The organism is Novosphingopyxis sp. YJ-S2-01, assembly GCF_016093175.1.
Taxonomy (GTDB): domain Bacteria; phylum Pseudomonadota; class Alphaproteobacteria; order Sphingomonadales; family Sphingomonadaceae; genus Novosphingopyxis; species Novosphingopyxis iocasae.
In genome coordinates this window covers 2,428,524-2,451,689 of sequence record NZ_JAEDAI010000001.1, presented here as the reverse complement: position 1 = coordinate 2,451,689, position 23,166 = coordinate 2,428,524, and the positions used below count along the sequence as shown (strand labels likewise).

The window sequence follows — 23,166 nt, the reverse complement described above, 5'->3', positions numbered from 1 at the left end:
ATGACCAAGCAATCGCCTCCCGACAAGCGCGCCGCATCGGCGGGCGATGGTAGTATCAAACCACGTCAACGGCGTTCCCAAGCTGAGCGGCGCGAAGAGTCTCGTCGGCGCGCCGTTGATGCAGCGATCCACTGCCTGGCCGAGGAGGGTTATGCGGCCACTACGATGATCCATGTGGCGGAGCTTGCGAAAATAAGCCGGGGCGGATTGTTGCATCATTTTCCGGGCAAACCCGAACTGCTGGAGGCTGTGGCCCGCGAATCTATCCGGCGCCTGACGGCCAAGCGCAAAGCGGCTCTCGGAAACGCAAAGGAAGGCGTGGATCGCTTCATTGCGTTGACTGATGCGGCGTGGGCCAACATTCGCGAGCCGGAGTCCATTGCCATCATGGAAATCATGATCGGTTCGCGCAGTGATCCGCAAATTACCGATCTCTCCCGCACCTTGGCCAAGCTCGATCGATTCCAGGCGGTTAAAGCGAAAAAGCTCGCTCGCCGTGCAGGCATCACATCGGATAAGCTGATCGATACAATGAACCGCCTGCACCAAGCGGCGATGCGGGGATTGGTGCTAGAATGGGTGATCACCGGAAATGAAGATCAGGCCGAAGAGGCGTTCGAACTGCTATCTTGGTATAAGCAACAGATTACCGAGCGAATGCTCGAAGAGAGCAGGGACTTTCCGGCGATAGACGGAAGAGAGTAAGTTTTGCGAGAAGAAGGCCCGGCAGCTTAACCTTTAGTAGTGCAATCCACGTTTCTTGAAGAATAATAAGGAGCGGGTGCAAGTTCTATGTGCTCGTTAGACGTGCACTCGGTTTATTCAAGGAGGAAGTCTAGCGGCTTTGGTCACGTCGACCTAAGGCTAGAAATTGTAAGCGCGAGGCGGAAGCGCAGGCGTGAGACGCCGAAGGGCGGGTCACTTTCAGGCGTTCAAGACAGCCTAATTTAGTGGCTGGGGTGGCAGGATTCGAACCTGCGCATGCCGATACCAAAAACCGGTGCCTTACCGCTTGGCTACACCCCAGCAGGCGCGTTTGCGTCCTGCGCGCCTATATACGGATCATCGCTGCGTTTGGAAGGGTAGTTTGCAGCCAAACTCTGCAAGCCACTTTTCGATGACCGGAATGGCTCAAAGAGTTCAGCCGAGACGTTTCACCCAGTCATGCGCATCACTGCGTTCGCCGCGCTGGATTGCTTCCAGCAGGGTGTGAAGCTTGGCTGTGACCTCTCCGGCCTGTTTGCCGTCGCCAATGGTAAAATCTCCCTGTTCGGACTTCACATGGCCAACCGGCGTCACCACCGCGGCGGTGCCGCAAGCGAAGGCTTCCACGCAGCGGCCGCTTTCCACGTCGGCCTTCCACTGCGCAAAGGCATAGCGCTCTTCGCGCACCTCGTGCCCGGCGTCGCGCGCCAGGGTGATGATCGAATCGCGGGTGATGCCGGCCAGGATCGTGTCGGTCAGCGGCGGTGTGACGAGGCTGCCGTCATCCATCACGAAGAACAGGTTCATGCCGCCCAGTTCCTCGATATATTTGTGCTCGGCTGCGTCGAGGAAGCACACCTGATCGCAGCCTTTGGAGAGCGCATGGCCGTGCGGCAGCAAGCTGGCGGCGTAATTGCCGCCGCATTTGGCAGCGCCCGTGCCGCCGGGGCCGGCGCGGTTGTAATCCGACGAAACCCAGAGCGAGATCGGCGCGGCGCCGCCTTGGAAATAGGCGCCCACCGAGCTGGCGATGACGATGAAAAGATATTCCTTCGCCGGCCGCACGCCCAGGAAGACTTCGCTCGCGAACATGAAGGGGCGTAGGTACAAAGCGGCGCCTTCGCCCGGCGGGATCCAGTCGGCGTCTGTCGCCACGAGTGTTTCGATCGCTTCCAGAAACAGGGCCTCGGGCAATTCCGGCATTGCGAGGCGGCGAGCAGAACGCTGGAAGCGCTGCGCGTTCTGTTCGGGCCGAAACAGTGCCGCGCCGCCATCGCCGAGGCGATAGGCCTTCATGCCTTCGAAGATTTCCTGCGCATAATGCAGGACGGCGGTGGCCGGGTCCATTTCGATCGGGCGGCGCGCGCTGACCTTGCCGTCATGCCAACCCTCATCCTCGCTCCAGCGCAGCGTGACCATGTGATCGGTGAACAGCTTGCCGAAGCCGGGATTCTCCAGCAGCTTATCGCGCTCGCTCGCGGGGACGGGATGGGGGTGTGGCTCGGCCGGGAAGTTTGTCATGCGCGCCGCTTTAGCGCGGCTTCGCGGCCATTTCCACCGGCGGATGTCGGCGATTTTACCATGCTTGCCAGAGCAGCGCGCGCCAGCCATCCTGCACCGCCCCGACGCCGCAGAGGACCCGCCGCCTTGCCCGAACGCAGCAGCCACTTTCCCCCCGCATCGCCCATGTTCCTGCGCGAGGAAGAGGTGCGGCGCGGGCTGGAGCTGATGCATTTCGCGTCCGGCGCGCTGGAGGCCGCGGGGGACCGGGCGCTGGCCGAAGCGGGGCTGGGCCGGGCCCATGCGCGCTGCCTGTACTTCATCGCGCAAGATCCCGGCCTCAGCGTCAAGGCGCTGCTCGGCTATCTCGGTATTACCAAGCAATCGCTCGGCCGCGTGCTGAACGATCTGGATGCGCGCGGTCTGGTCGAAAGCCGGGTGGGTCGCAACGATCGGCGCCAACGGCTCCTCTCGCTCACCGACGAAGGACGGCGCATCGAAGCCGCGCTGTTCGAAGCGATGCGCGAGCGAATGGCGGCGGCCTATGGGGATGCCGGGCAGGGCGCGGTGACGGGCTTCTGGCAAGTGCTGGAAGGGCTCTTGGCCCCGGCCGAGCGGCGTATGGTGGCCGGGTTGGCGCGGCGCGGCACCGATCGGCCTTGACGGATGGGGCCGAGGCGGGCCACGCGGGGAACATGAGCGATATTCTGAACCGGATGGAAGCGGTGATTGCCGAGCGTCGCGCAGGCGATCCGGAGGCGAGCTATGTCGCCAGGCTGCGCGCCAAGGGACGCCCCAAGATCGCGCAGAAGCTGGGCGAAGAGGCGACCGAAACGGTGATCGCCGCGGTGACGGACGACCGGGACGGCGTGATTGCCGAATCCGCCGATCTGATCTTCCACCATCTCATGCTGCTCGCCGATTGCGGCGTATCGCTGGCCGAGGTGGAGGCCGAACTCGAACGGCGCGAGGGGTTGTCCGGCCTTACCGAAAAAGCCGCCCGCCAAGCGTAGGCGCGCGCACATCTTAGGAGATTGTCCATGAGCGTCGATGCCACCCAGCCCTATGATGAGGGCAATGTGTTCGCCAAGATCCTGCGCGGCGAGATCCCGTGCGACAAGGTTTATGAGGACGATCACGCGCTGGCATTTAGGGACATCAACCCGCAGGCCCCCACTCATGTGCTGGTGATCCCCAAGGGGGCCTATGTCAGCTGGAACGACTTTTCGGAAAAAGCGGGCGAGGCGGAAATTGCGGGATTCGTACGCGCGGTAGGCAAGGTCGGGCGCGATCTGGGGCTGGTAGAGCCGGGCTATCGCCTGCTCGCCAATATCGGCAGCGATGCGCATCAGGAGGTCGGCCACCTGCACGTCCACCTGTTCGCCGGCAAGAAGCTGGGCCCGATGCTGGCAGGCTAATTGCGCTCGCTGAGGCGGCCAGCATTCGCCGGCCGAATTTGATCTTCGCGCCGCACCGCATATAAGCGGTCTTTCAAAGAAAATAAATTGCGAGCGAGGGGCATAATATGGCGGCAGCGGCCGGTAAGCAGACGACCGAGGGCTGGTCCTCGCGCTGGGGGTTCATTCTGGCTGCGACGGGATCGGCGGTCGGGCTGGGCAATCTCTGGCGGTTTCCGTCGGAGGCCGGCACCAATGGCGGCGGCGCTTTCGTCATTTTCTACATCTTCTGCGTGGTGCTGATCGGTCTTCCGGTGCTGCTGTCGGAAACGCTGATCGGGCGGCACGGCAAGGCGGACGCGATCGAGAGCACCAAGACGGTGGCGCGCGATAGCGGTGCGTCCACCGCCTGGTCCGCGCTGGCGGGCATCGGCATGCTGGGCGCATTCCTGATCCTTACCTTCTACAGCGTGATCGCGGGCTGGGTGATCTATTATATCGGCCTGTTTGCGGGCGATGTCGCCACCAGCATCGGCAATGGTGCATTGCTGGGCGGCGCTTTCCAGGGAGAGAGCCTGGAGCAGGTGCAGGGCTATCTGCCTGCGCTTTTCGCCGACAACGGATTGATGATCGGCCTGCATGCCCTGTTCATGGCGGTGACCGTTTTCGTCATCGCACGGGGTGTGGGCGGCGGAATCGAGAAGATCGCGGTCTATCTGATGCCGACCTTCTTCATCCTGCTGATCGGTATCACGCTCTACAGCCTTGCGACGGGCGCGGCGGGAGAGGCCTTTGCCTTTTTGTTCGCCTTTGATCCGTCGCGGCTGCTGCATGGCAATGTCATGCTGTCCGCGCTTGGCCAGGCGTTCTTCTCGCTTTCGCTGGGTTCGGCGATGATGATAACCTATGGTGCCTATGCGGACCGCAAGACGAACCTTGCATCCACGTCCGCAATCATCGCCGCGGCGGACACGTCGGTTGCAATCATCGCGGGGCTGGCGATCTTCCCGATTGTCTTCGCCGCAGGCCTGGCATCGGATAGCGGCCCGACGCTGATGTTTCAGGTGCTACCGGCCAGCTTCCAGACCATGCCGGCGGGATCGTTCATCGGGCTGCTGTTCTTCGTCATGGTGTTGTTTGCCGCGCTGACGAGCTCGGTCGCACTCCTCGAAGCGCCTACGGCATGGGTGATGAAGCGCCTGGGCCTGCCACGGGCGGTGACCGCCATCGGCCTTGGTATCCTTGCCTTTGCGATCGGTATCCTGTCGGCGATGTCGTTCAACTCACTGGAAAACTGGCATCCTCTGAACTTCAGCATTTTCGAAGGCCAGAACTTCTTCTCGATCGTCGATATCTTTACCGGCAAAATCCTGCTGCCGCTGTCGGCCTTTCTGGTTTCCGTTTTCGTTGGTTGGATCGCGGACAAGCGCCTGACCGATGACGAGAACGGCATCAGCGGCGGGCTGCACCTGACGTGGCGCTTCCTGATCGCTTGGCTCTGCCCGATCGCGGTGGGCGCGATCCTGGTGTTCGGCTTGATAAGCTGACGGTGCCCGCTCCCGATGGGGGCGGGTCAGACCATCACTTGCTTGGCGGTACGGGGCCGGGTGAACAGCTTGCCTTTCTCCGACCATAACAGCAGCAAAAGGGCACAACTGCCGCAGATCAGGAACCCGCTGACGAGGGGCACCACCGTGCCGTCATAGGCCTGGCCGATGATGACGCCGAGGCCGGCGGCGCACAGCATGCGCATGCAGTTCTGGAAGCTCGACGCGGCGCCCGCCATGTTGCCGAACGGCTCCATCGCGATCGAGGAGAAGTTTGCGCCGATGAAGCCGCACATGCTCATGGTGAGCGCGTGGAGGATCAGGAAGGCGGTGAGCGATTCGCCGTTCCACGCGCTGACGAGGTGAATTGCGGACAGCGCGATGAAAGCGATCAGCGCGCTATGGCTCACCCGCCGCGCCCCGAAACGCATGACGATGCGGCTGTTGAAGAAGCTGGCCAATGCCATCGCGCCTGCGACGCCCGCAAACGCATAGGGAAAGACATCTTCCGCGCCGAAAGTGGTGAAGAAAATCTGCTGCGCGCTGTTGATGAAGCCGAACAGCGCACCGAAGGCGATGCCGGAGCCGAACATATAGCCCAGCGCCTGGCGGTGGGTGATCACCTTGCCCCACACGTCCACGATGGCGGAGGGTTTGATGGGAATGATATGCTCGGGCTTCAGCGTTTCGGGAAGGCGCATAAACACCCAAGTCGCCACCGCCGCGCCCATCAGCGCCAGGAGCACGAAGATCATGTGCCATTCGCTAAAGGCCAGGATCGCGGAACCCAGGCTCGGCGCGATGACGGGCACGCCCATGAACACGATGAACACGAAGCTCATCAACTGCGCCATGGCATCGCCGGAATAGCGGTCTCGCACAATCGATCCGACCAGCACGGAAAACGCACCGGCCGCGATGCCCTGCGCCAGACGCAGACCGACGAGCATGGCGAAGCTACCGCTGAAGATCGAAAGGATCGACAGGAAGGTGTAGGTGGCAACCGCGCCCAGCAGAACGGGGCGGCGACCGAACCGGTCGCTGAGCGGCCCGTAAAACACAGCGCCGGCACCGGTGCCGATCAAATAGGCGCTGACAATCCATTGCCGCAGATTCGGGTCGCTCAGGCCGAAATCGTCCGAGATCTGTCCAAGCGCTGGCAGCATAGCGTCGATCGCCAGTGCGTTCATCGCCATCAGCGATGCCATCATCGCGACGAATTCCTTGGGGCCGAGCGCGAATTGCTTCACGCCGCGGGAGAGGGCGGCTTCATTTTGCATCGCAGCAATATGAGGCGCAGGGGTCTGAATTGCCATGGACAAAAGGGACAAGCGCTATTGCGCGCGCGGTAAGCCGGGCGAAGCCGTGTAAAAAGGCCAGCATAGCGTTATATCGCTTGGCGATCCCATGCCCGACGCGCCGCCCCTTCGAAAGATTATCCATGTCGATATGGACGCGTTTTTCGCGAGTGTGGAGCAGCGCGATCATCCCGAATTGCGCGGAAAGCCGGTGGCCGTGGGCGGATCGTCGCGGCGCGGGGTGGTGGCGGCGGCAAGTTACGAGGCGCGCGTGTTCGGCGTGCGCTCCGCCATGCCGTCCGTCACTGCGGCGCGGCGCTGCCCGGACCTCATTTTCGTGAAGTCGCGCTTCGACGTCTATCGCGAAGTGTCCGGCCAGATTCGGGCGATCTTCCAGCGTTTCACCGACGCCATCGAGCCGCTGTCGCTAGACGAAGCCTATCTGGACGTGACGCAGGACAAGCAGGACATCGGATCGGCAGTGAAGATTGCCAAGGCCATCCGCGCGGCAATCCGCGAAGAGACCGGCCTCACCGCCAGCGCGGGGGTGAGTTACAACAAGTTCATCGCCAAACTGGCGAGCGACCAGAACAAGCCTGACGGCCTATGCGTGATTCTGCCTGAGCAGGGGCCGGAATTCGTCGCCTCGCTGCCGGTGAAGCGCTTTCACGGCGTCGGGCCGAAAACCAACGAGAAGATGGCACGGCTCGGCATCCAGACGGGTGCGGACCTGCGTGAAAAGGATGTGGCCTGGCTGACGGCACATTTCGGCAGTTGGGGGGAGGGGCTTTTCCGCATGGCGCGCGGGATCGATCATCGTCCCGTTCGGTCGAGCCGTATTCGCAAGTCTCTGGGCGGAGAACGAACCTATGGCGAGGATAAATGGAGCGAGGGCGACCTGCGCGAAGCGCTGGACGGAATCGTGGAAATTGTCTGGGACCGTATAGCCGAACGGCAGGTCAGGGGACGCACGGTGACGCTGAAGGTGAAATTCGCCGATTTCCGTCAGATCACCCGTGCGCGCTCCATCGAGCATGCGGTTGCATCGCGGGAGGAATTCTCCGCCATTGGGCATGGCCTGCTCACCGACATATTGCCGGTGGAGAATGGCGTGCGACTGCTCGGTTTAACCCTGGGATCCCTGGAGCGCGATGAGCAGGAGGCGAAGGCGGCCACACCGGTGCAGCAAACCTTCGCCTTCGACTGATCGATCAGTTGATCGCTCAGGAAGAGGGCGCGCCGGAACCGTCCGGCTGGATCAGGCGGTCGATTGTGTAAATAACGCCGTTGCCGGCCACGATTGGCTCACCGGTGACCATCGCGGCCTGATCGCCGCTGCCAATGCCGATCCGGTTGCCCTGCTGGGTAAATTCAAGGTTCGATCCCGCGACATTGGCAATCTCAACCGTGCCGTCCCCGCTCTTGATCGCGTTGACCAGATCTTCCTGGGCGAGAACGCCGGGCGCGATGTGGTAGCGTAGGAGTGCGATCAGTTCAGGTCTTCCCGCATCGCTCTTCAGACGGTCGAGCTGTTCGGCATTAACCGCCTGGAGCGCCTCGTTCGACGGCAGAAACAGCGTATAGGGGGCAGGGCCTTCGAGCGCCGCCTCCAGCCCCGCCTGTTTGATCAATCCTGCCGCCGTCGAAAGATCGCCCGCATCGCCGAGCGTTTCGACCAGATCGGCCTGATCGGCTTTCTCTGCCGCACTGCTCGTTTTCGCGGTATCGTCCGCAGATTGACCGCAAGCCGAAAGGCTGAACAACAGCGCGGCCCCGGCGAGCGCCGTCATCTTGGAAATCGTCATGGAAATGTCCCCTGTTTTCAGGTCAGCAACTGAATAACCGACTGGATCAAGCGGGTTTTCGGATCGACCTGATAGACGTAGCCGTCGCTGTACCGATACATGGCATCGGGGCGATCATAATAGCGATCGCGATACTGATAGGGCACATTGTAAACGTCATAGCCCGCCGGCATCGGCTGGCCGACAGCGAAGTTGTTGCCGGTCAAAAGTGCCGCGATCGTGCTGATCGTATCGTTTTGCGGGTTCACCCCGAACAATGTGTCATCGGCATAGCGATAAGTGTAGTTCGGATTATTGCGGCCATAATAGTCGCTGTAATAGGTCGGGGCGGCCTGCGAACCATATTGCTGCGGCCAGGTTTGTCCTTGGAACAGCGCACCGCCGACGAGTGGCAGGAAAGCGGTGACCAGCGAATTGTTGTTGTTCATTCGATAGGCGTAGCCGTCCGAATAAACGAAATTGGAATCGCGAAAGCGCGGTTCGAGGCCAAGATAGCTCAGCAGCGAGCCGCGATCGTCGCGATAATAAGCCTGACGCTGATCGTAGAGCTTGCGCGCCTGGCCCGGCGGCAGGCAGCCATTGTTCTTTTTCGCAAGGCCCGGAGGACACCCGTTGATCAGGCCGTAATCGACCTGTCGCCGGTCCCCGAAGCGCAGACGGCCATCCTCAAAGAATTCATAGCGATCGCGCGGGCGGACGACATCGTTGCCGCGTAAGGTTACGTCCCGGCGCGCCTCGTCGATATTACCGCGAATGTCACGGCGCGCTTGCTGGACGCTCCGCGAAACGCGACCTTCGATATCCCGCTGCGCACCGCGCACCTGTTCACGAATGTCGTTACGATTGGCAGGCCCACGATCGGCCTTGCCATTTCCCTTACCCGGATTGCCAATTTGCTGAGCGATCCGTTCCGGGCCGGAAGGGCCGCGATCCATCTTCGGCCCTTTGCCTTTAGCCTGGCCATTTCCGTGATCGGCTTTGCCGGCATGGGCAGGGCCTTGGCCCTGATGACCGTTGCCATTCCCGTTTCCCTTGCCTTGAGCCAAAGCGGGACCTGCCATGACGATGGCAATGGAAGCGGCAGCATACATGAAGTTACGCATCATGATTCTCCTTGTTCTGGATGCGCAATGGTCGCTTGATTGCAAAGGTTCCCGATCTTGGAGGTAGAAACTTGGCGCAATCGGCGCACCGCTAATCGTTTTCCCAGGTCGGAGCCAACAGCAGGAGACATGATGCCGGCTTCAAAGGACGGCCGATTTGCTGACGTATAACCAGCGCCTTAGCTCACGCTCGGGGTTCTGAAGCGCTCGCCCTCTCACGAATCTGACCGTCGCAAGCAGCGGAACGAACGGCCCCGATCAACATTTTTACTTGCAGTAGCGCGAGTGCCGACAAGTCTTTCCAGACACGCGCGCGAGTAGAGAGGACATGAGATCATGGCACGTGATTACGACAATTCTGCGTTTCGCACCGGAGCCGCCGGTGGCCGTAGCGAACAAAGCTTCGGCAGTTTTACCAATCGCATGGAGCGGGACCGCGGATACGACGGACGGCAAAGCCCCGAGAGTGCATCCTATGGCCAGGGCACAACCTCCTTTGACGAGCGCTACGTGCAGCGATCGAGAAGTGGAGGCGCCTATTCAGGTCGCGAGCAGCGCGCATTTGGTGACACCTATGCGCCGCTGGACGATGATCGCCACACCGGCGGTTTCGGCAATCAAACGGGCTTTTATGTGGAGCGGGGCGGTGAGGATGAGGAACGCCGCTACCGCGATAGCGATCGCGGCTGGATGGAGCGTGCCGGTGACGAAGTGGCCAGCTGGTTTGGCGACGAAGAGGCGGCTGCGCGGCGCGATCTCGACCATCGCGGGCGCGGGCCGAAGGGTTATGTTCGCTCCGATGACAAGATGCTGGAGGATGTCAGCGAACGCATGTTCCACGATCCCAGGCTCGATGCATCGAACATCGAGCTCAGCGTTACAGACGGCGAAGTGACCATGGACGGCACCGTTGACAGCAGGCGGGCCAAACGCCGCGCCGAAGATCTCGCCGACAGCGTGGCGGGTATCGGCCATGTGCAGAACAACTTGCGGGTCGATGACAGCATGAATCGCAATTTCGCACGCGATCAGCGCTATGGCTACACCGCCGGCGCCACCCCCCGATCGGCTGTGCGCAGTTCACCCGAAGCGGACGTCAGTCCGATGGGCGACGAGCAGGACTATTCCAACAAAGCGAGCTGATAAGCCGCAAAAGTTCGCGCAACGCGAGGGAAGGGAGAGCAGCAATGCTCTCCCTTTTCCTTTGGCGGATCAGACGTCGAGGTTGGCCACATCCAGCGCGTTGTCCTGAATGAACTCGCGGCGCGGTTCGACAACGTCGCCCATCAGCTTGGTGAAGATCTCGTCGGCGACGTCGGCCTGTTCGATCTCGACCTGCAGGAGGGCGCGATTTTCCGGATCGAGCGTGGTTTCCCAGAGCTGTTCGGCGTTCATTTCACCGAGGCCCTTGTAGCGCTGAACCGCCAGGCCCTTCTTGCCGCTGGCGAGCACTGCGTCGAGCAGTTCGCTCGGCCGGGTGATGCGCGTGCCCGCCGCGCCGCCGTCGTCGGCGCGCGCGGTGAGGCGGTTGGGCTCGTTCTCCTGGCCTTCGCTTTCTTCGGCGAGCGGATCGTCGGCTTCGGCCAGTTCGGCCTCCTGCTCGGCGGCCTTCTGGCTCATCAGACGGCTGGCGGTAGCGTAGCTGTCCTTCTCCTCGGTCGCGAGCTTGTGGAGCTTGCGTGCTTCCGCGGAGACGAGGAACCCGGCATCGACGCGGTGATGGTCGGTCACGCCGCGCCACAACCGCTCGAAGCGATAACCGCCTTCCTCGCCGACATGGGCGGACCAGCGGCCCTCCTCATCGGCGGCGTCCATCCAGCGCGCGGCTTCTGCGGCTGCAGCTTCGCGCTGATCGGGCGTGAGATCGGGGGACAATGCGCCCGCCAAGGCCAGCGCCTCGATGATCGCGGGATCGTAGCGGCGCGGGATATAGGCCATCAGGCTGCGCATGCGGCGCGCATGTTCGACGAGCGTGCGGAGGTCCTCGCCCGCGCGTTGTCCGCCCTCGGTTTCCATCACCATCGAATTCAGGCCGGCATCGATCAGATAAGCGTCGAGCGCGTTGTTATCCTTCAGATACACCTCGCTCTTGCCGCGCCCGACTTTATAAAGCGGCGGCTGCGCGATGTAGAGATGCCCGCGCTCGATGATCTCTGGCATCTGGCGGTAGAAGAAGGTGAGGAGCAGCGTGCGGATGTGCGCGCCGTCCACGTCGGCGTCCGTCATGATGACGATCTTGTGGTAGCGCAGCTTCTCGACGTTGAAGTCCTCGCGCCCGATGCCGGTGCCCATCGCCTGGATCAGCGTGCCGACTTCCTTGGAAGACAGCATCCGATCGAACCGTGCGCGCTCGACATTCAGGATCTTGCCCTTCAGCGGCAGGATAGCCTGGTAATGCCGGTCGCGGCCCTGCTTGGCGGAGCCGCCCGCGCTGTCACCCTCGACCAGGAACAGTTCTGATTTCGCCGGATCGCGTTCCTGACAGTCGGCCAGCTTGCCGGGCAGGGAGGCGATATCCATCACGCCTTTGCGCCTGGTCAGCTCGCGCGCGCGGCGGGCGGCCTCGCGCGCAGCGGCGGCGTCGACGATCTTCTGGATCACCGACGCGGCATATTGCGGATTTTCCTCCAGCCATTCGCTCATTCGGTCCGCCATCAGGCTTTCCAGCGGCTGGCGAACTTCGCTGCTGACGAGCTTGTCCTTGGTCTGCGATCCGAACTTCGGATCGGGCAGCTTCACGGACACGATGGCCGTCAGGCCTTCGCGCATATCGTCTCCGGTCAGCTTCACCTTTTCCTTCTTCATCAGCCCCGAACGCTCGGCATAATTGTTGAGCGTGCGGGTCAGCGCGGCGCGGAAGGCGGCGAGATGCGTGCCGCCATCGCGCTGCGGGATGTTGTTGGTGAAGGTTAGGACATTCTCATAATAGCTGTCGTTCCATTCCAGCGCGACGTCGATGCCGATGCCGTCCCGTTCGGAACTGATCGCGATCGGATCGGGCAGTAGCGCGGTCTTGTTCCGGTCCAGATATTTGACGAAAGCCGCGATGCCGCCCTCGTAGAACATTTCCTTCTCGACCGGGTCTTCGTGGCGGCAATCGCGGATCACGATGCGCACGCCAGAATTGAGGAAAGCAAGCTCGCGGTAGCGGTGCTCCAGCTTGTCAAAATCGAACTCGTTCACATTTTTGAACGTGTCGGTGGACGGCAGGAAGGTGACGCGGGTGCCGCTATAAGGTTCTCCGCCGCGATCCGGCGCAGGACCGCGATCTTCCAGCGGGGCGACCGAATTGCCATGTTCGAAGCGCATCCAATGTTCGCGCCCGTCGCGCCAGATGGTCAGCTCCAGCCATTCGGACAGCGCGTTCACCACGGAAACGCCGACGCCGTGCAGGCCGCCGGACACCTTGTAGGCGTTGTCGTCGCTCGTATTCTCGAACTTCCCGCCCGCGTGCAGCTGGGTCATGATGACCTCGGCCGCCGACACGCCTTCGCCCTTGTGCATGTCCACCGGAATGCCGCGGCCATTGTCTTCCACGGAGACGGAGCCGTCCGGGTTCAGCTCGATCAGTACCTTATCGCAATGACCGGCCAGCGCCTCGTCAATCGCATTGTCGGATACCTCGAACACCATATGGTGCAGGCCGGAGCCGTCGTCGGTATCGCCGATATACATGCCGGGGCGCTTGCGCACGGCGTCCAGCCCTTTCAGGACCTTGATGCTGTCTGCGCCATAGGCGTTGGAATTCGGGCCCGAAGGCGCGGGGTTTTCAGGAACTTCACTCATGAAAGGGATATAGGCGGAAATTCACCGCTTTGGAAGGCGAACCCCCCTTCCATCCACAGCTAATCAATGCTCCTATCCTCTCCTGCCAGCAGGGAGTCTCCAGTCATGAAATCCTCGTTCCTCATCGCCGCCTCGGCCATCGCCGCCACCATGACCGCTGGAGCGCCCGTTTCGGCGCAGGTCGCGACGGGAGAGATGGGCGCGCTTACGCCCGATCAGCAGCAGTTTTTCGGGCTGTACAAGGAGTTGATCGAGACCAACACGACCCAGTCGAGCGGCAGCTGCACGCAGGCGGCGCAGCAGATTGCGGATCGGCTGACCGCGGCGGGCATGGCACCGGAGAACGTTACCGTCTTCACCGTGCCCGAACATCCCGAGGATGGCGGCGTGGTCGCGGTCTATCCGGGTACCTCGTCGACGGAAGAGCCGATGCTGCTCCTCGGCCATATCGATGTAGTGGAAGCCAAGCGTTCGGATTGGGAACGCGATCCGTTCAAACTGGTGGAAGAGAACGGCTATTATTATGCGCGCGGCGCGGTGGACGACAAAGCGATGTCCGCGATCTGGGCCGATACGCTCGTGCGGTTCGCCGAAGCGGGGTACAAGCCGAAGCGCACCGTGAAGATGGCGCTCACCTGCGGGGAAGAGACTGATACCGCGTTCAATGGGGCGCAATATCTGGCGAACGAGAAGCGCGATTGGATCGATGCGGCGTTCGCGCTGAACGAAGGCGGGGGCGGGCGCACCGACGGCAAGGGCCATCTGATGGTGCAGACCATTCAGGTCGGCGAAAAAATCTATCAGGATTACAAATTGGTAGCGACCAACCCCGGCGGCCACAGTTCCCAGCCGGTGCCGAACAACGCGATCTACGAAATGGCGGGCGCGCTGGAGCGGATTGGGTCCTATGATTTCCCGGCGGAGTTCAACGATACGACCCGCGCGTTCTTCCAGAAAAGCGCCGCCATGCGGAAGGATGAAACCGGCGCCGCGATGAAGGCGCTGGTGAACGACCTTGGCGACGAGGACGCGATGGCGATCGTCAACAAGGACAAGGCGCTGCACTCCATGCTGCGCACCACCTGCGTCGCGACGACCATCGAGGGTGGCCATGCGGTGAACGCACTGCCGCAGCGCGTCGAGGCGAATGTGAACTGTCGCATCTTCCCGGGCCACACGCCGGAGGAGGTGAAGGAGCAGCTCGCGAAGCTGGTGGACGATCCGAACATCACCATCACCCTGGCGCGCGAGGATAAACCGCTCGCTAAATCGCCGCCGCTCGATCCGGCGCTGATCGGGCCGATGGAAACCCTCGCCGCGAAATATTTCCCCGGCGTGCCGGTGCTGCCCAGCATGTCGACCGGGGCGACCGACGGACTGTACATGTCCGCGGTCGGCATCCCGACCTACGGGGTGCCGAGCGTGTGGGGCGATCCGGACGGAAACGGCGTGCACGGCCTTAACGAACGCGTCGAGGTGAAAGCGCTCTATACCGCGCGCGACTATCTCTACGATCTCGTCAAAACCTTGGCAGGATGAGCCTATCATGAGCAATGCGAGCGAAGCCGCTATTCCCGAACCGATCGCCCGAAAGCTGGATGCCGAATTCGGCTCCTGGCCCGGCGTGCTTGCCGATTGGGCGGCAGCGAACCCGGATGGGGATATGCTGATCGACGAAACCAAACGCCTCGGCTGGGGAGAGGGCTGGGCGCTGGTCGAGCGGATCGCGGCGGCACTCCAGCGCGATGGTCTGGTGCGTGGGCAGGCGGTGGCGATCCTCGGTACCAGCGGGGTCGACTATGCTTTGGTCTATCTCGCCGCGATACGCGCGGGCGGGTGTGCGGCTCCGCTGACGACCTCTGCAGCGCCGAAGCAACTTGCGGCGATGATGGCCGACAGCGGTGCAGCACATCTGTTCGTCGAGCGCGCGAAATGGGCGGAGCTGCAGGAAAGCGGTGTCGATCTGCCCTCGCTCAGCGTGGTCATGCTGGACGAAGGCAAGGGGGATTTGCCCGCGCTCGGCGATTGGATGGCGGAAGAAGGCGCGATCGCCGAACCGGTTTCGCCCCATGTCGGCGATCCGTTCAACATCATCTATTCCAGCGGCACGACCGGCGCGCCCAAGGGCATCGTTCATGCGCATCTCATGCGTTGGCGACAGGCGGCTGGCGGCTTCAAATCGATCTACGGGACCGAAAGCCGAACGCTCTGTTCCACGCCGCTTTATTCGAACACCACACTGGCAGTGTTTCTACCAACGCTGCTGTGGGGCGGCTGCGCCTATATCATGGGCAAGTTCGATGCCGCGCGCTGGGGCGAAATCGCCGAGGCGGAGCGCATCACGCACACGATGCTCGTACCGGTCCAATATCAGCGGCTGATGGCGCAGCCCGGGTTCGACGATCACGATCTGTCGTCGCTGCAATACAAGTTCTGCACCAGCGCACCTTTTTCCGCCGATCTCAAAGCCGGAGTGCTGCGCCGTATGCCCGGCGCGCTGACCGAAATCTATGGCCTCACCGAGGGCGGCGTGGTCTGCATGCTCCACGCGCACAAATTTCCGGACAAGCTACACACCGTGGGTCAGCCGCTGCCCAACCATCAGCTGATCGTGATCGACGAGGAGGGCAATCGTCTGGGCGCGGGCGAGAAGGGCGAAATGGTCGGCCGATCGCCTACGATGATGAGCGGCTATCGCAATCGCCCGGACGCTACCAGCGCGATGGAATGGCGCGACGAGGCGGGCGAGCTGTGGCTGCGTACCGGCGATATCGGCGTCATCGACGAAGACGGGTTCGTCCAGATTGTAGGCCGCGCCAAGGACATGATCATCTCCGGCGGGTTCAACATCTACCCGGCCGATCTGGAAGATGCGCTGATGGCGGTGGACGAGGTGGCCGACGCTGCGGTGGTGGGCATGCCGTCCGAAAAATGGGGCGAGACGCCGGTCGGTTTTGTGACCCTAAAGTCGGGAAGTGAGCGCGACGGCGCCGCAATTCGCGATCAGGTCAATGCCGGGCTCGGCAAGACGCAGCGCCTGTCGGAAGTGCTTGTTCTGAACGAACTGCCGCGCAGCCACATCGGCAAGGTGCTAAAGACCGAGCTACGCGCCATGATCCCCGAGCGCGCAGGCTGATGGATCAGTCGGTGGCGGGCTCGTCCAGCTTGGTAAGCGCGCGCTCCACATCTTCGCGGCGGTAGGGCTTGGCGACCACCGGCGTACCGGGGAAGCGTTCCAGGATAGCGCTATTCTCGCCATAGCCGGTCGTGAAGATGAACGGCTTGCCGATCTCGGTCAGCCGCTGCGCGACCGGCGCGCTGTTCTCATTACCAAGATTGATGTCGAGAAGGGCGATATCGAAGTCGTCATTGTTCAAGCGGCGCAAGGCTTCGCCCACGCCGCCGACCACATCGATTTCGCGCGCGCCAAGCGCCTTCAGCATCTCTTCGGCATCCAGCGCGATGATGAGATTGTCCTCGACGATCAGGGCACGGCCCAGATCGCGCATCTCTTTCTTTGTCGCCTCGGGGACGGATCGTTCGTCTTCGGCGGCGGGTTGATCTTCGATCCGCTGGATGCAGTTGGCCGGAAGCACATAGTCCGCGCGAAGCCCTGTGAGTTCGAAGCGGATATCGGCCTCGCCGCCAAGCTCATAGGGTATGGAGCGTTCGATGATCGTCGATCCAAACCCGCGCCGGCTGGGGGCTTTTACGACCGGGCCACCACTCTCACGCCATTGCAGATCGAGCGAATGGTCCTCTCGCTCGGCGATATCGATCGCAATCGTGCCGCTGCTGTCCGACAGAGCGCCATATTTCACGCAGTTGGTCAGCAGTTCATGGATCACGAGCGCGATGGCGGTGAACGCTTCGGGCTTCAGATAGGCGTCCGGACCGCTAACCTTGACCCGGTCCACCGAATTTTCGGCATAAGCCTGACATTCGTTTCGGATCAGTTCTTTCAGCGATGCCGGCGCCCAATGTTCGCGGGTGATCTGATCATGCGCGCGTGCCAAAGCGTGGATGCGGCTACCAACCACTTCGGCGAAGTCCTCGACGCTGCCCGATCCGGTATTGCTCTGCTGCACAAGGCCGCGAATGAGGTTCAGGATGTTGCGCACGCGGTGGTTGAGCTCCGCGATCAACAGTTCCTGCTTTTCGCTGCTGCGCGCGCGTTCCTGTGCGTTCTGATCGGCTATGCGCAGAATCAGCTCCACCAGGGTGGTGCGGAACGCTTCGGCGGCTCGCAGCTGAGCATCGCTCCACGATATGGATTCGCCGCGCACTTCCTCGGTCCACGCCTCGAAACTTTTGCGCGGCGTCAGGCGGTCGCCGAACCGGCTGTTCTCCACCGCTTTCTTCGGATTGCCCGCCCAGCTGACCTGCTTGGCCACTTCCTTCCGGAAAAGCACCACGAAGTCGCGCGGTGTACGCGAAAGCGGGATCGACAGGAGCCCGGCAGCCTCGGCCGCATAATCGGCCGCAGGCTCATGTTCCGCGGCGATCGATTTCGTCGCGTAGACGCGCATTTGCAATTTTTCCTCGAGCAGCGGCAATAGCTCGCGGAATTGATCTTCGCTCGGCGTGGCACCACGCGCATGGAAACGCTTGTTGATCCAGCCGACCGCGCCGTCATGCGGCACGATGTCGGCCATATTCTCGATGATGGTATCGAACTGGGAGGCAAGATCGTCGCCATCGGCCAGACGCGGCATGAGCTTGTCGCGCATCGCATCGGCACGGATCATCTCATCCCGCAGCAAGTCCGCTTCAAGCTGGTCCAGCACGAAGGCGAACAGCTCGCCGAACAGCTCGGCAGCGGTCCGCACCGAATAAGACAGGACGTGCGCCGTCGAATGATGGCAGGCGAACAGCCCCCACAGCTTGCCGCGCTTCATGATCGAAACGGACATGGACGCACCAACGCCCATATTCTGCAGATATTCGACATGGATCGGCGAAACGGCGCGAAGCGTGCTCATGGAGAGATCGAGCGGTTCGTTCTCCAAATCCTGCGTCTGGATCGCCACGGTGGGATCGTCCACATCGGCGATGATGCGCAGAAGATTACGCTGGTAAAGCTCGCGTGCCTGCTTCGGAATATCGCTGGCGGGGAAGCGCAGCGACAGGAAGCCGTCCATATTGCTTTTGACGCTTTCGGCGAAAACCTGCCCGCTGCCGTCTTCGCCGAAGCGATAAACCATCACCCGGTCGAACCCGGTCAGCGCGCGCAGCTGCCGCGCGCCCTCGTTGCAGATGCCTTCCAGATCATCATGCGTGCGCACCCGCGCGATCATCGGGCGCACATAGCTTTGAAAATCTCGGCCTTCCGCTCCGGCGGGTTCGAACTCCATCACGAAGTGATCGCCGGACTGATGCAGGGCTGCATCGAACAGGCGGCCATCTTCGAACAGATCTATGCCAAACAGCCGCTCTACCATGTCGGAGAGGGAGAGCGATTGCAGGCGGGACCGGATGTCATGGACCGCGCTGTCGCTAAGAAGCTCGGTCACGGGATTGCCGATCATCGCCTCGGCGGAAACGCCCAGCATTTCTTCGCAATTTTCGGAGGCGTAACGCACCATCCATTGACGCCCGACTGCGATTAGACAGCCGAAGCTCTGCACGCGCCCCGGGATGTGAATGGGCTCCCGGTCGCAGTTGGTGAGATCAACCTGTTCGTGGCGGCGATCGACGGTCATTCCGGCAAGGTATCCCGGCTGTGGCGAAGCGCCTCCTCGAAGGCGGCGAAGGTGGCGGCGGCGCTGCTCATGATTGCGGCACGCTCTTTCTCGTCCGAATCGAGGCGGCCCAGCTGCTCGACAAGCGCGCGCCAGCTTGGCTCATGCGTACGGTCGGACAAATAATGATCAGAACGCGATCCATGGGTGTCGTGCTTTGCCCAATATTCCCCGCGTTGCAACAGGCGGTTGCCAAGGCGCGAGCCCAGCAGGACATAGGCGATGCCCAAAGGATGCTGCTCGCCCTCCAGCGTGGATGGCTGCCAATCGTCCTCCGGCAGATCGAGCGCAGCGGCGTCCGCCTCCAGCAAGGGCGAAAGCTGTATCGCAGGAAGGTTCTCGGCTCCGTTCAGCTGTCCTTCTGCAGCGCGTGCAGCTAGGCGGTGGGCCTGAATGAAACACCGGTAATCGCTGCGTTTCTCAAGATCGAGCGCGCCGAATGCGGCATCAACATTCTCATGAAGGGGCGCCGTCTCGCGGCGTAAGTCGAAGCGCATCGTCACTAATTAGGAACAAGCCGAACGCGAAACAATTGCTCTATGTTTGTATCGACTTCGTATTGCGGCAGACCATCCGCGCGGCGGCAGCGACTGGACTAAATCGGGCAAGCCTCATATCGCGCGGACCATGACCGCTCCCCAATCCGAATCCATCCTCATCGTCGATTTCGGCAGCCAGGTGACGCAGCTGATCGCGCGCCGCGTGCGCGAGGCCGGCGTCTATTCCGAAATCGCGCCCTTCAGCGCTGCCGAAGAGGCGTTCGAGCGGATGAAGCCGTCGGGCATCATCCTGTCCGGCAGCCCCGCGTCGGTTCCCGCCGAGGGCAGTCCGCGCGCGCCGCAGGTGCTGTTCGACAGCGGCCTGCCGATCCTCGGCATCTGTTACGGCCAGCAGGTGATGAGCGATCAGCTGGGCGGACGCGTGGAGCCGGGCGATAGCGGCGAATTTGGCCGCGCCTTCATCACCGTGTCCGAACCCTGCGTGTTATTCGAAGGCTTATGGGAGGTCGGCGAACGCCATCAGGTGTGGATGAGCCATGGCGACAAGGTGACGGAGTTCGCGCCGGGCTTCCGCATCGTCGCCACCACCGAGGGCGCGCCCTTCGCGCTGATCGCGGATGACGAACGCCGCTATTATGGAACGCAGTTCCATCCGGAGGTGGTGCACACGCCGGACGGTGCAAAGCTGATTGCCAATTTCGTGCGTCATGTCTGCGGCTGCGCGGGCGACTGGACGATGGCCGAGTTCCGCGAGACCAAGATCGCCGAGATCCGCGAGCAGGTGGGCGAGGGCAAAGTGATCTGCGGCCTCTCCGGCGGCGTCGATAGCGCGGTGGCCGCGGTTCTGATCCATGAGGCGATCGGCGATCAGCTGACCTGCGTGTTTGTGGATCACGGCCTGCTGCGTTCGCAGGAGCGCGAGCAGGTCGAAACGTTGTTCCGTGACAGCTACAATATCCCGCTGGTCGTGGTGGATGCCGAGGCGATGTTCCTCGAAGGGCTGGCGGGCGAGACCGATCCCGAAAAGAAGCGCAAGTTCATCGGCAAGACCTTTATCGACGTGTTCGAGGCGGAAGCCAAGACAATCGGTGGCGCGGATTTCCTGGCGCAGGGCACGCTCTATCCCGATGTGATCGAGAGTGTCTCATTCACCGGCGGCCCTTCGGTCACGATCAAGAGCCATCACAATGTCGGCGGCCTGCCCGAGCGGATGAACATGAAGCTGGTCGAGCCGCTGCGGGAACTGTTCAAGGATGAGGTGCGCGATCTGGGGCGCGAACTCGGCCTGCCGGACGCCTTCGTCGGCCGCCATCCGTTCCCCGGCCCGGGCCTTGCCATCCGCATTCCCGGCGAAGTGACCAAGGAGCGCTGCGATATCCTGCGCAAGGCGGACGCGATCTATCTCGATGAAATTCGCAAAGCCGGGCTCTACGATGCGATCTGGCAGGCCTTTGCCGTGCTGCTGCCCGTGAAAACAGTCGGCGTGATGGGCGACGGGCGCACTTATGACAATGTCTGCGCGCTGCGCGCCGTCACCAGCACCGACGGCATGACGGCGGACGTCTACCCGTTCGACAGCGCCTTCCTCAGCAGCGTCGCAACGCGCATCGTGAACGAGGTGAAGGGCATTAACCGCGTGGTCTACGACTATACGTCGAAGCCGCCGGGCACGATCGAATGGGAATAAGGCGCGCGGGATGAGCGATACGCTGCGGCTGATCGTCAAGGATTATGGCTGGGTCCACACATCGCTCGGCCTGGTCGGCAATATCCTGTTTTTCGTGGGCAGCGTTCTGTTCCTGCCCGCTTTTGACGCCTATCAGACGCTCAGCGTCTGGCTGTTCATCGTCGGATCGTTCCTCATGCTGGTCGGCGCGATCGGCGAACTGGGCGTGAAGATCGTCGATGCGCGGCGCTGAGGCGTAAGGCGCGGCCGATGGAACTGGCCCTCGGCGGCGATCCGCGCACCGATGTCCTCCGCCGGCTGCACGCCGCGCTGATCGCGCGCTTCGGGCAGATCGAGCGGCAGCATGAAAAGCGCGTGGATCCGGTCTGGACGCTGGTACAGGGCGTGATCGGCGCGCGCAGCAAAACGGCGATTTCCAATGCGGCGACCGACCGGCTCCTGCAGCGCTTCGGCACATGGGAAGCGGTGGCCACGGCCCATGTCGAGACTCTGACCGACGAATTGCGGACGCAGACCTTTCCGGCGCAGTCTGCAGAGCGATTGAAGGCATGCCTTCAAGCGATCATGGCGGAGCGAGGCGAGGTGGATTTGCGGCATCTGTCCAACCTGCCGACGGAAGACGCGATGGCGTGGCTGGAGCGGCTTCCCGGCGTCGCGCGCAAGATCAGCGCCGGAATCATGAACACATCACGTTTCCAGCGCCGCGCGATCGTGATCGACAGCCATCACCGCCGCATCGTGCAGCGCATGGGGCTGGTTCCGCCCAAGGCCGATACGACGCGCGCTTATGATGCGTTGATGCCGATATTGCCGGACGAGTGGTCCGCAGCGGATATCGACGAGCATCATCTGCTGGTGAAAAAACTTGGCCAGACGCTCTGCCGCCCTTCCGAGATGCTGTGTGCCGACTGTCCGGCGCGTCCGGACTGCGCGACGGGGCGGGCGTCTCTGGAGCACTGAGCTGCTTGGGACAGGGCAGGTGATACGAAAGTCCCGCTCGCGCGTTCGCCAAGGCATGGACGACGCAAAATTGCTTTCCCCCGCCGACGTCGAAACCGTTTTCGAGCGGCTGCGCGATGTCATGCCGGGCCGCACCAAGGATGCGAAGGGGCCGAAGGAACAGCCCGATCCCTTTCGCAGCTGCATCTCCTGCATGCTCTCCGCCCAGTCGCTCGACCGCAATACGGCCAAGGCGAGCAAGGCGCTGTTCGCGCTTGCCGATACGCCGCAGGCGATGCTGGAGCTGGACGACGAGACCGTCGCCGCCGCGATTAAGCCCGCCGGGCTCTACAATATGAAGGCCCGCAACATCCGCAAATTCTGCGAGATGTTGATCGGCGAACATGGCGGCGTGGTGCCGGACACGCGCGAAGGCTTGCTGAAAATGCCCGGTATCGGCCGCAAATGCGCGGATATCGTGATGAGCTTTACCTTCGATGCGGACGTGATCGCGGTCGATACGCACGTCCACCGCGTCTGCAACCGCATCGGCCTCACGCACGCAAAGACCGCGGACAAGACTGCCGAGCAGCTGGAAGAGCGCGCACCGGCCTGGGCGCATCGCGACGGCCATTTCTGGCTGATCCAGTTCGGCAAACGGATCTGCGTATCGCGCAGCCCGAAATGCGACATTTGCCCTGTATCCGATCTCTGCCTCTGGTACGCCGCGCACCGAGGCGATGAGAAGGAGCAGGCATGACGCTGACGATGTACGGCATCCCCAATTGCGATACGATCAAAAAGGCGCGCAAATGGCTGGAGGCGCGGGGCGTGGAGTATGAATTCCACGACTACAAGAAAAACGGGATCGACGAGGCGCGGTTGGAGCGCTGGATCGGCGAGGTGGGGCATGAGGTGCTGCTGAACCGTCGCGGCACGACCTGGCGTAAGCTGTCCGATGAGGACAAGGCCGATATCGACGATGCCAAGGCGGCGCGGCTGCTGGCGGCCCATCCGTCGATGATCAAGCGCCCGTTGGTCGAGGGCGCGGGCGATCTGATCGTGGGGTTCGATGAGAGCGTCTATGCGGAGCGGCTGGTTTAGCCTTTCCGCCGCCCTTCCAGGCCGAATTGATGAAGCCTGACCTGTCCTACGAAG

The 23,166-nt window shown here is 62.3% G+C and carries 21 protein-coding genes and 1 tRNA gene; 14 read left to right on the top strand and 8 right to left on the bottom strand.

Going from position 1 to position 23,166, the window contains the following annotated elements:
• On the top strand, positions 1-705 hold the full coding sequence (locus I6A82_RS12030) for a TetR/AcrR family transcriptional regulator (RefSeq protein ID WP_198095060.1): 705 nt from the start codon (positions 1-3) through the stop codon (positions 703-705).
• A gap of 246 nt (positions 706-951) precedes the next feature.
• On the opposite strand, the gene I6A82_RS12025 is transcribed toward I6A82_RS12030, so the two are convergent.
• Both I6A82_RS12025 and I6A82_RS12020 read right to left on the bottom strand, forming a co-directional pair.
• Positions 952-1,026 (bottom strand) — tRNA-Gln (locus I6A82_RS12025).
• Positions 1,027-1,140: 114 nt separating this feature from the next.
• Entirely contained in the window at positions 1,141-2,226 is a 1,086-nt protein-coding gene (locus tag I6A82_RS12020) for a branched-chain amino acid aminotransferase (RefSeq protein ID WP_198095059.1), read from the bottom strand.
• Positions 2,227-2,391: 165 nt separating this feature from the next.
• Here I6A82_RS12020 and I6A82_RS12015 point away from each other — a divergent pair, with 165 nt between their 5' ends.
• From I6A82_RS12015 to I6A82_RS12000, 4 genes are all read left to right on the top strand, one after another.
• Positions 2,392-2,868: a MarR family winged helix-turn-helix transcriptional regulator gene (locus I6A82_RS12015; protein WP_232343649.1), complete on the top strand. Its 477-nt coding sequence runs from the start codon at positions 2,392-2,394 to the stop codon at positions 2,866-2,868.
• Positions 2,869-2,900: 32 nt separating this feature from the next.
• The gene (locus tag I6A82_RS12010) at positions 2,901-3,218 is read left to right on the top strand and encodes a phosphoribosyl-ATP diphosphatase (protein ID WP_198095057.1); all 318 of its coding nucleotides are present in this window, start codon (positions 2,901-2,903) and stop codon (positions 3,216-3,218) included.
• A gap of 27 nt (positions 3,219-3,245) precedes the next feature.
• A complete protein-coding gene (locus I6A82_RS12005; RefSeq protein WP_198095056.1) occupies positions 3,246-3,623 on the top strand; it encodes a histidine triad nucleotide-binding protein in 378 nt (125 codons plus the stop codon).
• Positions 3,624-3,730: 107 nt separating this feature from the next.
• A complete protein-coding gene (locus tag I6A82_RS12000) occupies positions 3,731-5,149 on the top strand; it encodes a sodium-dependent transporter (RefSeq protein WP_198095055.1) in 1,419 nt (472 codons plus the stop codon).
• Between the two features lie 26 nt (positions 5,150-5,175).
• Here the strand turns inward: I6A82_RS12000 and I6A82_RS11995 are convergent, their stop codons facing one another.
• Positions 5,176-6,465 carry a multidrug effflux MFS transporter gene (locus I6A82_RS11995; protein ID WP_232343433.1) on the bottom strand — a complete coding sequence of 430 codons (1,290 nt, stop codon included), beginning with the start codon at positions 6,463-6,465 and terminating at the stop codon, positions 5,176-5,178.
• Between the two features lie 91 nt (positions 6,466-6,556).
• On the opposite strand from I6A82_RS11995, the gene dinB reads away from it, so the two are divergent.
• Entirely contained in the window at positions 6,557-7,654 is a 1,098-nt protein-coding gene (gene dinB, locus I6A82_RS11990) for a DNA polymerase IV (protein WP_198095054.1), read from the top strand.
• A 16-nt stretch (positions 7,655-7,670) separates the two neighbouring features.
• Here the strand turns inward: dinB and I6A82_RS11985 are convergent, their stop codons facing one another.
• A complete protein-coding gene (locus tag I6A82_RS11985) occupies positions 7,671-8,252 on the bottom strand; it encodes a fasciclin domain-containing protein (RefSeq protein ID WP_198095053.1) in 582 nt (193 codons plus the stop codon).
• A 17-nt stretch (positions 8,253-8,269) separates the two neighbouring features.
• A complete protein-coding gene (locus I6A82_RS11980; protein ID WP_198095052.1) occupies positions 8,270-9,358 on the bottom strand; it encodes a hypothetical protein in 1,089 nt (362 codons plus the stop codon).
• A 333-nt stretch (positions 9,359-9,691) separates the two neighbouring features.
• On the opposite strand from I6A82_RS11980, the gene I6A82_RS11975 reads away from it, so the two are divergent.
• Positions 9,692-10,498 (top strand): BON domain-containing protein, encoded by an 807-nt coding sequence (locus I6A82_RS11975; RefSeq protein WP_198095051.1) that lies wholly within the window; start codon positions 9,692-9,694, stop codon positions 10,496-10,498.
• 69 nt (positions 10,499-10,567) lie between these two features.
• On the opposite strand, the gene gyrB is transcribed toward I6A82_RS11975, so the two are convergent.
• Positions 10,568-13,141, bottom strand: coding sequence for a DNA topoisomerase (ATP-hydrolyzing) subunit B (gene gyrB, locus I6A82_RS11970; RefSeq protein ID WP_198095050.1), 2,574 nt, complete (start codon positions 13,139-13,141; stop codon positions 10,568-10,570).
• A gap of 105 nt (positions 13,142-13,246) precedes the next feature.
• Between gyrB and I6A82_RS11965 the strand changes: the two genes are divergently transcribed.
• A complete protein-coding gene (locus I6A82_RS11965; protein ID WP_198095049.1) occupies positions 13,247-14,680 on the top strand; it encodes a M20/M25/M40 family metallo-hydrolase in 1,434 nt (477 codons plus the stop codon).
• A 7-nt stretch (positions 14,681-14,687) separates the two neighbouring features.
• Positions 14,688-16,277, top strand: coding sequence for a class I adenylate-forming enzyme family protein (locus tag I6A82_RS11960; protein ID WP_198095048.1), 1,590 nt, complete (start codon positions 14,688-14,690; stop codon positions 16,275-16,277).
• A gap of 4 nt (positions 16,278-16,281) precedes the next feature.
• Here the strand turns inward: I6A82_RS11960 and I6A82_RS11955 are convergent, their stop codons facing one another.
• Positions 16,282-18,843: an HWE histidine kinase domain-containing protein gene (locus I6A82_RS11955; protein ID WP_198095047.1), complete on the bottom strand. Its 2,562-nt coding sequence runs from the start codon at positions 18,841-18,843 to the stop codon at positions 16,282-16,284.
• Positions 18,840-19,379 (bottom strand): hypothetical protein, encoded by a 540-nt coding sequence (locus tag I6A82_RS11950; RefSeq protein ID WP_198095046.1) that lies wholly within the window; start codon positions 19,377-19,379, stop codon positions 18,840-18,842. The genes I6A82_RS11955 and I6A82_RS11950 overlap by 4 nt, the downstream gene beginning before the upstream one ends.
• 130 nt (positions 19,380-19,509) lie before the next feature.
• Between I6A82_RS11950 and guaA the strand changes: the two genes are divergently transcribed.
• The 5 genes from guaA to I6A82_RS11925 are packed head-to-tail and all read left to right on the top strand — an operon-like array spanning position 19,510 to position 23,112.
• A complete protein-coding gene (guaA, locus tag I6A82_RS11945) occupies positions 19,510-21,069 on the top strand; it encodes a glutamine-hydrolyzing GMP synthase (protein WP_198095045.1) in 1,560 nt (519 codons plus the stop codon).
• 10 nt (positions 21,070-21,079) lie between these two features.
• The gene (locus I6A82_RS11940; RefSeq protein ID WP_198095044.1) at positions 21,080-21,301 is read left to right on the top strand and encodes a YrhK family protein; all 222 of its coding nucleotides are present in this window, start codon (positions 21,080-21,082) and stop codon (positions 21,299-21,301) included.
• A 17-nt stretch (positions 21,302-21,318) separates the two neighbouring features.
• Entirely contained in the window at positions 21,319-22,029 is a 711-nt protein-coding gene (locus I6A82_RS11935; protein ID WP_198095043.1) for an endonuclease III domain-containing protein, read from the top strand.
• 55 nt (positions 22,030-22,084) lie between these two features.
• Positions 22,085-22,768: an endonuclease III domain-containing protein gene (locus tag I6A82_RS11930; RefSeq protein WP_232343432.1), complete on the top strand. Its 684-nt coding sequence runs from the start codon at positions 22,085-22,087 to the stop codon at positions 22,766-22,768.
• Positions 22,765-23,112, top strand: a complete 348-nt coding sequence (locus I6A82_RS11925) for an ArsC family reductase (protein WP_198095042.1) — start codon at positions 22,765-22,767, stop codon at positions 23,110-23,112. The genes I6A82_RS11930 and I6A82_RS11925 overlap by 4 nt, the downstream gene beginning before the upstream one ends.
• Positions 23,113-23,166 lie beyond the last annotated feature (54 nt).

What these genes read in the sequence shown, in the direction of transcription:
- I6A82_RS12030 (WP_198095060.1), top strand. Translation starts at nt 1, where the DNA reads ATGACCAAGCAATCGCCTCCCGACAAGCGCGCCGCATCGGCGGGCGAT.
- I6A82_RS12020 (WP_198095059.1), bottom strand. Translation starts at nt 2,226, where the DNA reads ATGACAAACTTCCCGGCCGAGCCACACCCCCATCCCGTCCCCGCGAGC.
- I6A82_RS12015 (WP_232343649.1), top strand. Translation starts at nt 2,392, where the DNA reads ATGTTCCTGCGCGAGGAAGAGGTGCGGCGCGGGCTGGAGCTGATGCAT.
- I6A82_RS12010 (WP_198095057.1), top strand. Translation starts at nt 2,901, where the DNA reads ATGAGCGATATTCTGAACCGGATGGAAGCGGTGATTGCCGAGCGTCGC.
- I6A82_RS12005 (WP_198095056.1), top strand. Translation starts at nt 3,246, where the DNA reads ATGAGCGTCGATGCCACCCAGCCCTATGATGAGGGCAATGTGTTCGCC.
- I6A82_RS12000 (WP_198095055.1), top strand. Translation starts at nt 3,731, where the DNA reads ATGGCGGCAGCGGCCGGTAAGCAGACGACCGAGGGCTGGTCCTCGCGC.
- I6A82_RS11995 (WP_232343433.1), bottom strand. Translation starts at nt 6,465, where the DNA reads ATGGCAATTCAGACCCCTGCGCCTCATATTGCTGCGATGCAAAATGAA.
- dinB (WP_198095054.1), top strand. Translation starts at nt 6,557, where the DNA reads ATGCCCGACGCGCCGCCCCTTCGAAAGATTATCCATGTCGATATGGAC.
- I6A82_RS11985 (WP_198095053.1), bottom strand. Translation starts at nt 8,252, where the DNA reads ATGACGATTTCCAAGATGACGGCGCTCGCCGGGGCCGCGCTGTTGTTC.
- I6A82_RS11980 (WP_198095052.1), bottom strand. Translation starts at nt 9,358, where the DNA reads ATGATGCGTAACTTCATGTATGCTGCCGCTTCCATTGCCATCGTCATG.
- I6A82_RS11975 (WP_198095051.1), top strand. Translation starts at nt 9,692, where the DNA reads ATGGCACGTGATTACGACAATTCTGCGTTTCGCACCGGAGCCGCCGGT.
- gyrB (WP_198095050.1), bottom strand. Translation starts at nt 13,141, where the DNA reads ATGAGTGAAGTTCCTGAAAACCCCGCGCCTTCGGGCCCGAATTCCAAC.
- I6A82_RS11965 (WP_198095049.1), top strand. Translation starts at nt 13,247, where the DNA reads ATGAAATCCTCGTTCCTCATCGCCGCCTCGGCCATCGCCGCCACCATG.
- I6A82_RS11960 (WP_198095048.1), top strand. Translation starts at nt 14,688, where the DNA reads ATGAGCAATGCGAGCGAAGCCGCTATTCCCGAACCGATCGCCCGAAAG.
- I6A82_RS11955 (WP_198095047.1), bottom strand. Translation starts at nt 18,843, where the DNA reads ATGACCGTCGATCGCCGCCACGAACAGGTTGATCTCACCAACTGCGAC.
- I6A82_RS11950 (WP_198095046.1), bottom strand. Translation starts at nt 19,379, where the DNA reads ATGCGCTTCGACTTACGCCGCGAGACGGCGCCCCTTCATGAGAATGTT.
- guaA (WP_198095045.1), top strand. Translation starts at nt 19,510, where the DNA reads ATGACCGCTCCCCAATCCGAATCCATCCTCATCGTCGATTTCGGCAGC.
- I6A82_RS11940 (WP_198095044.1), top strand. Translation starts at nt 21,080, where the DNA reads ATGAGCGATACGCTGCGGCTGATCGTCAAGGATTATGGCTGGGTCCAC.
- I6A82_RS11935 (WP_198095043.1), top strand. Translation starts at nt 21,319, where the DNA reads ATGGAACTGGCCCTCGGCGGCGATCCGCGCACCGATGTCCTCCGCCGG.
- I6A82_RS11930 (WP_232343432.1), top strand. Translation starts at nt 22,085, where the DNA reads ATGGACGACGCAAAATTGCTTTCCCCCGCCGACGTCGAAACCGTTTTC.
- I6A82_RS11925 (WP_198095042.1), top strand. Translation starts at nt 22,765, where the DNA reads ATGACGCTGACGATGTACGGCATCCCCAATTGCGATACGATCAAAAAG.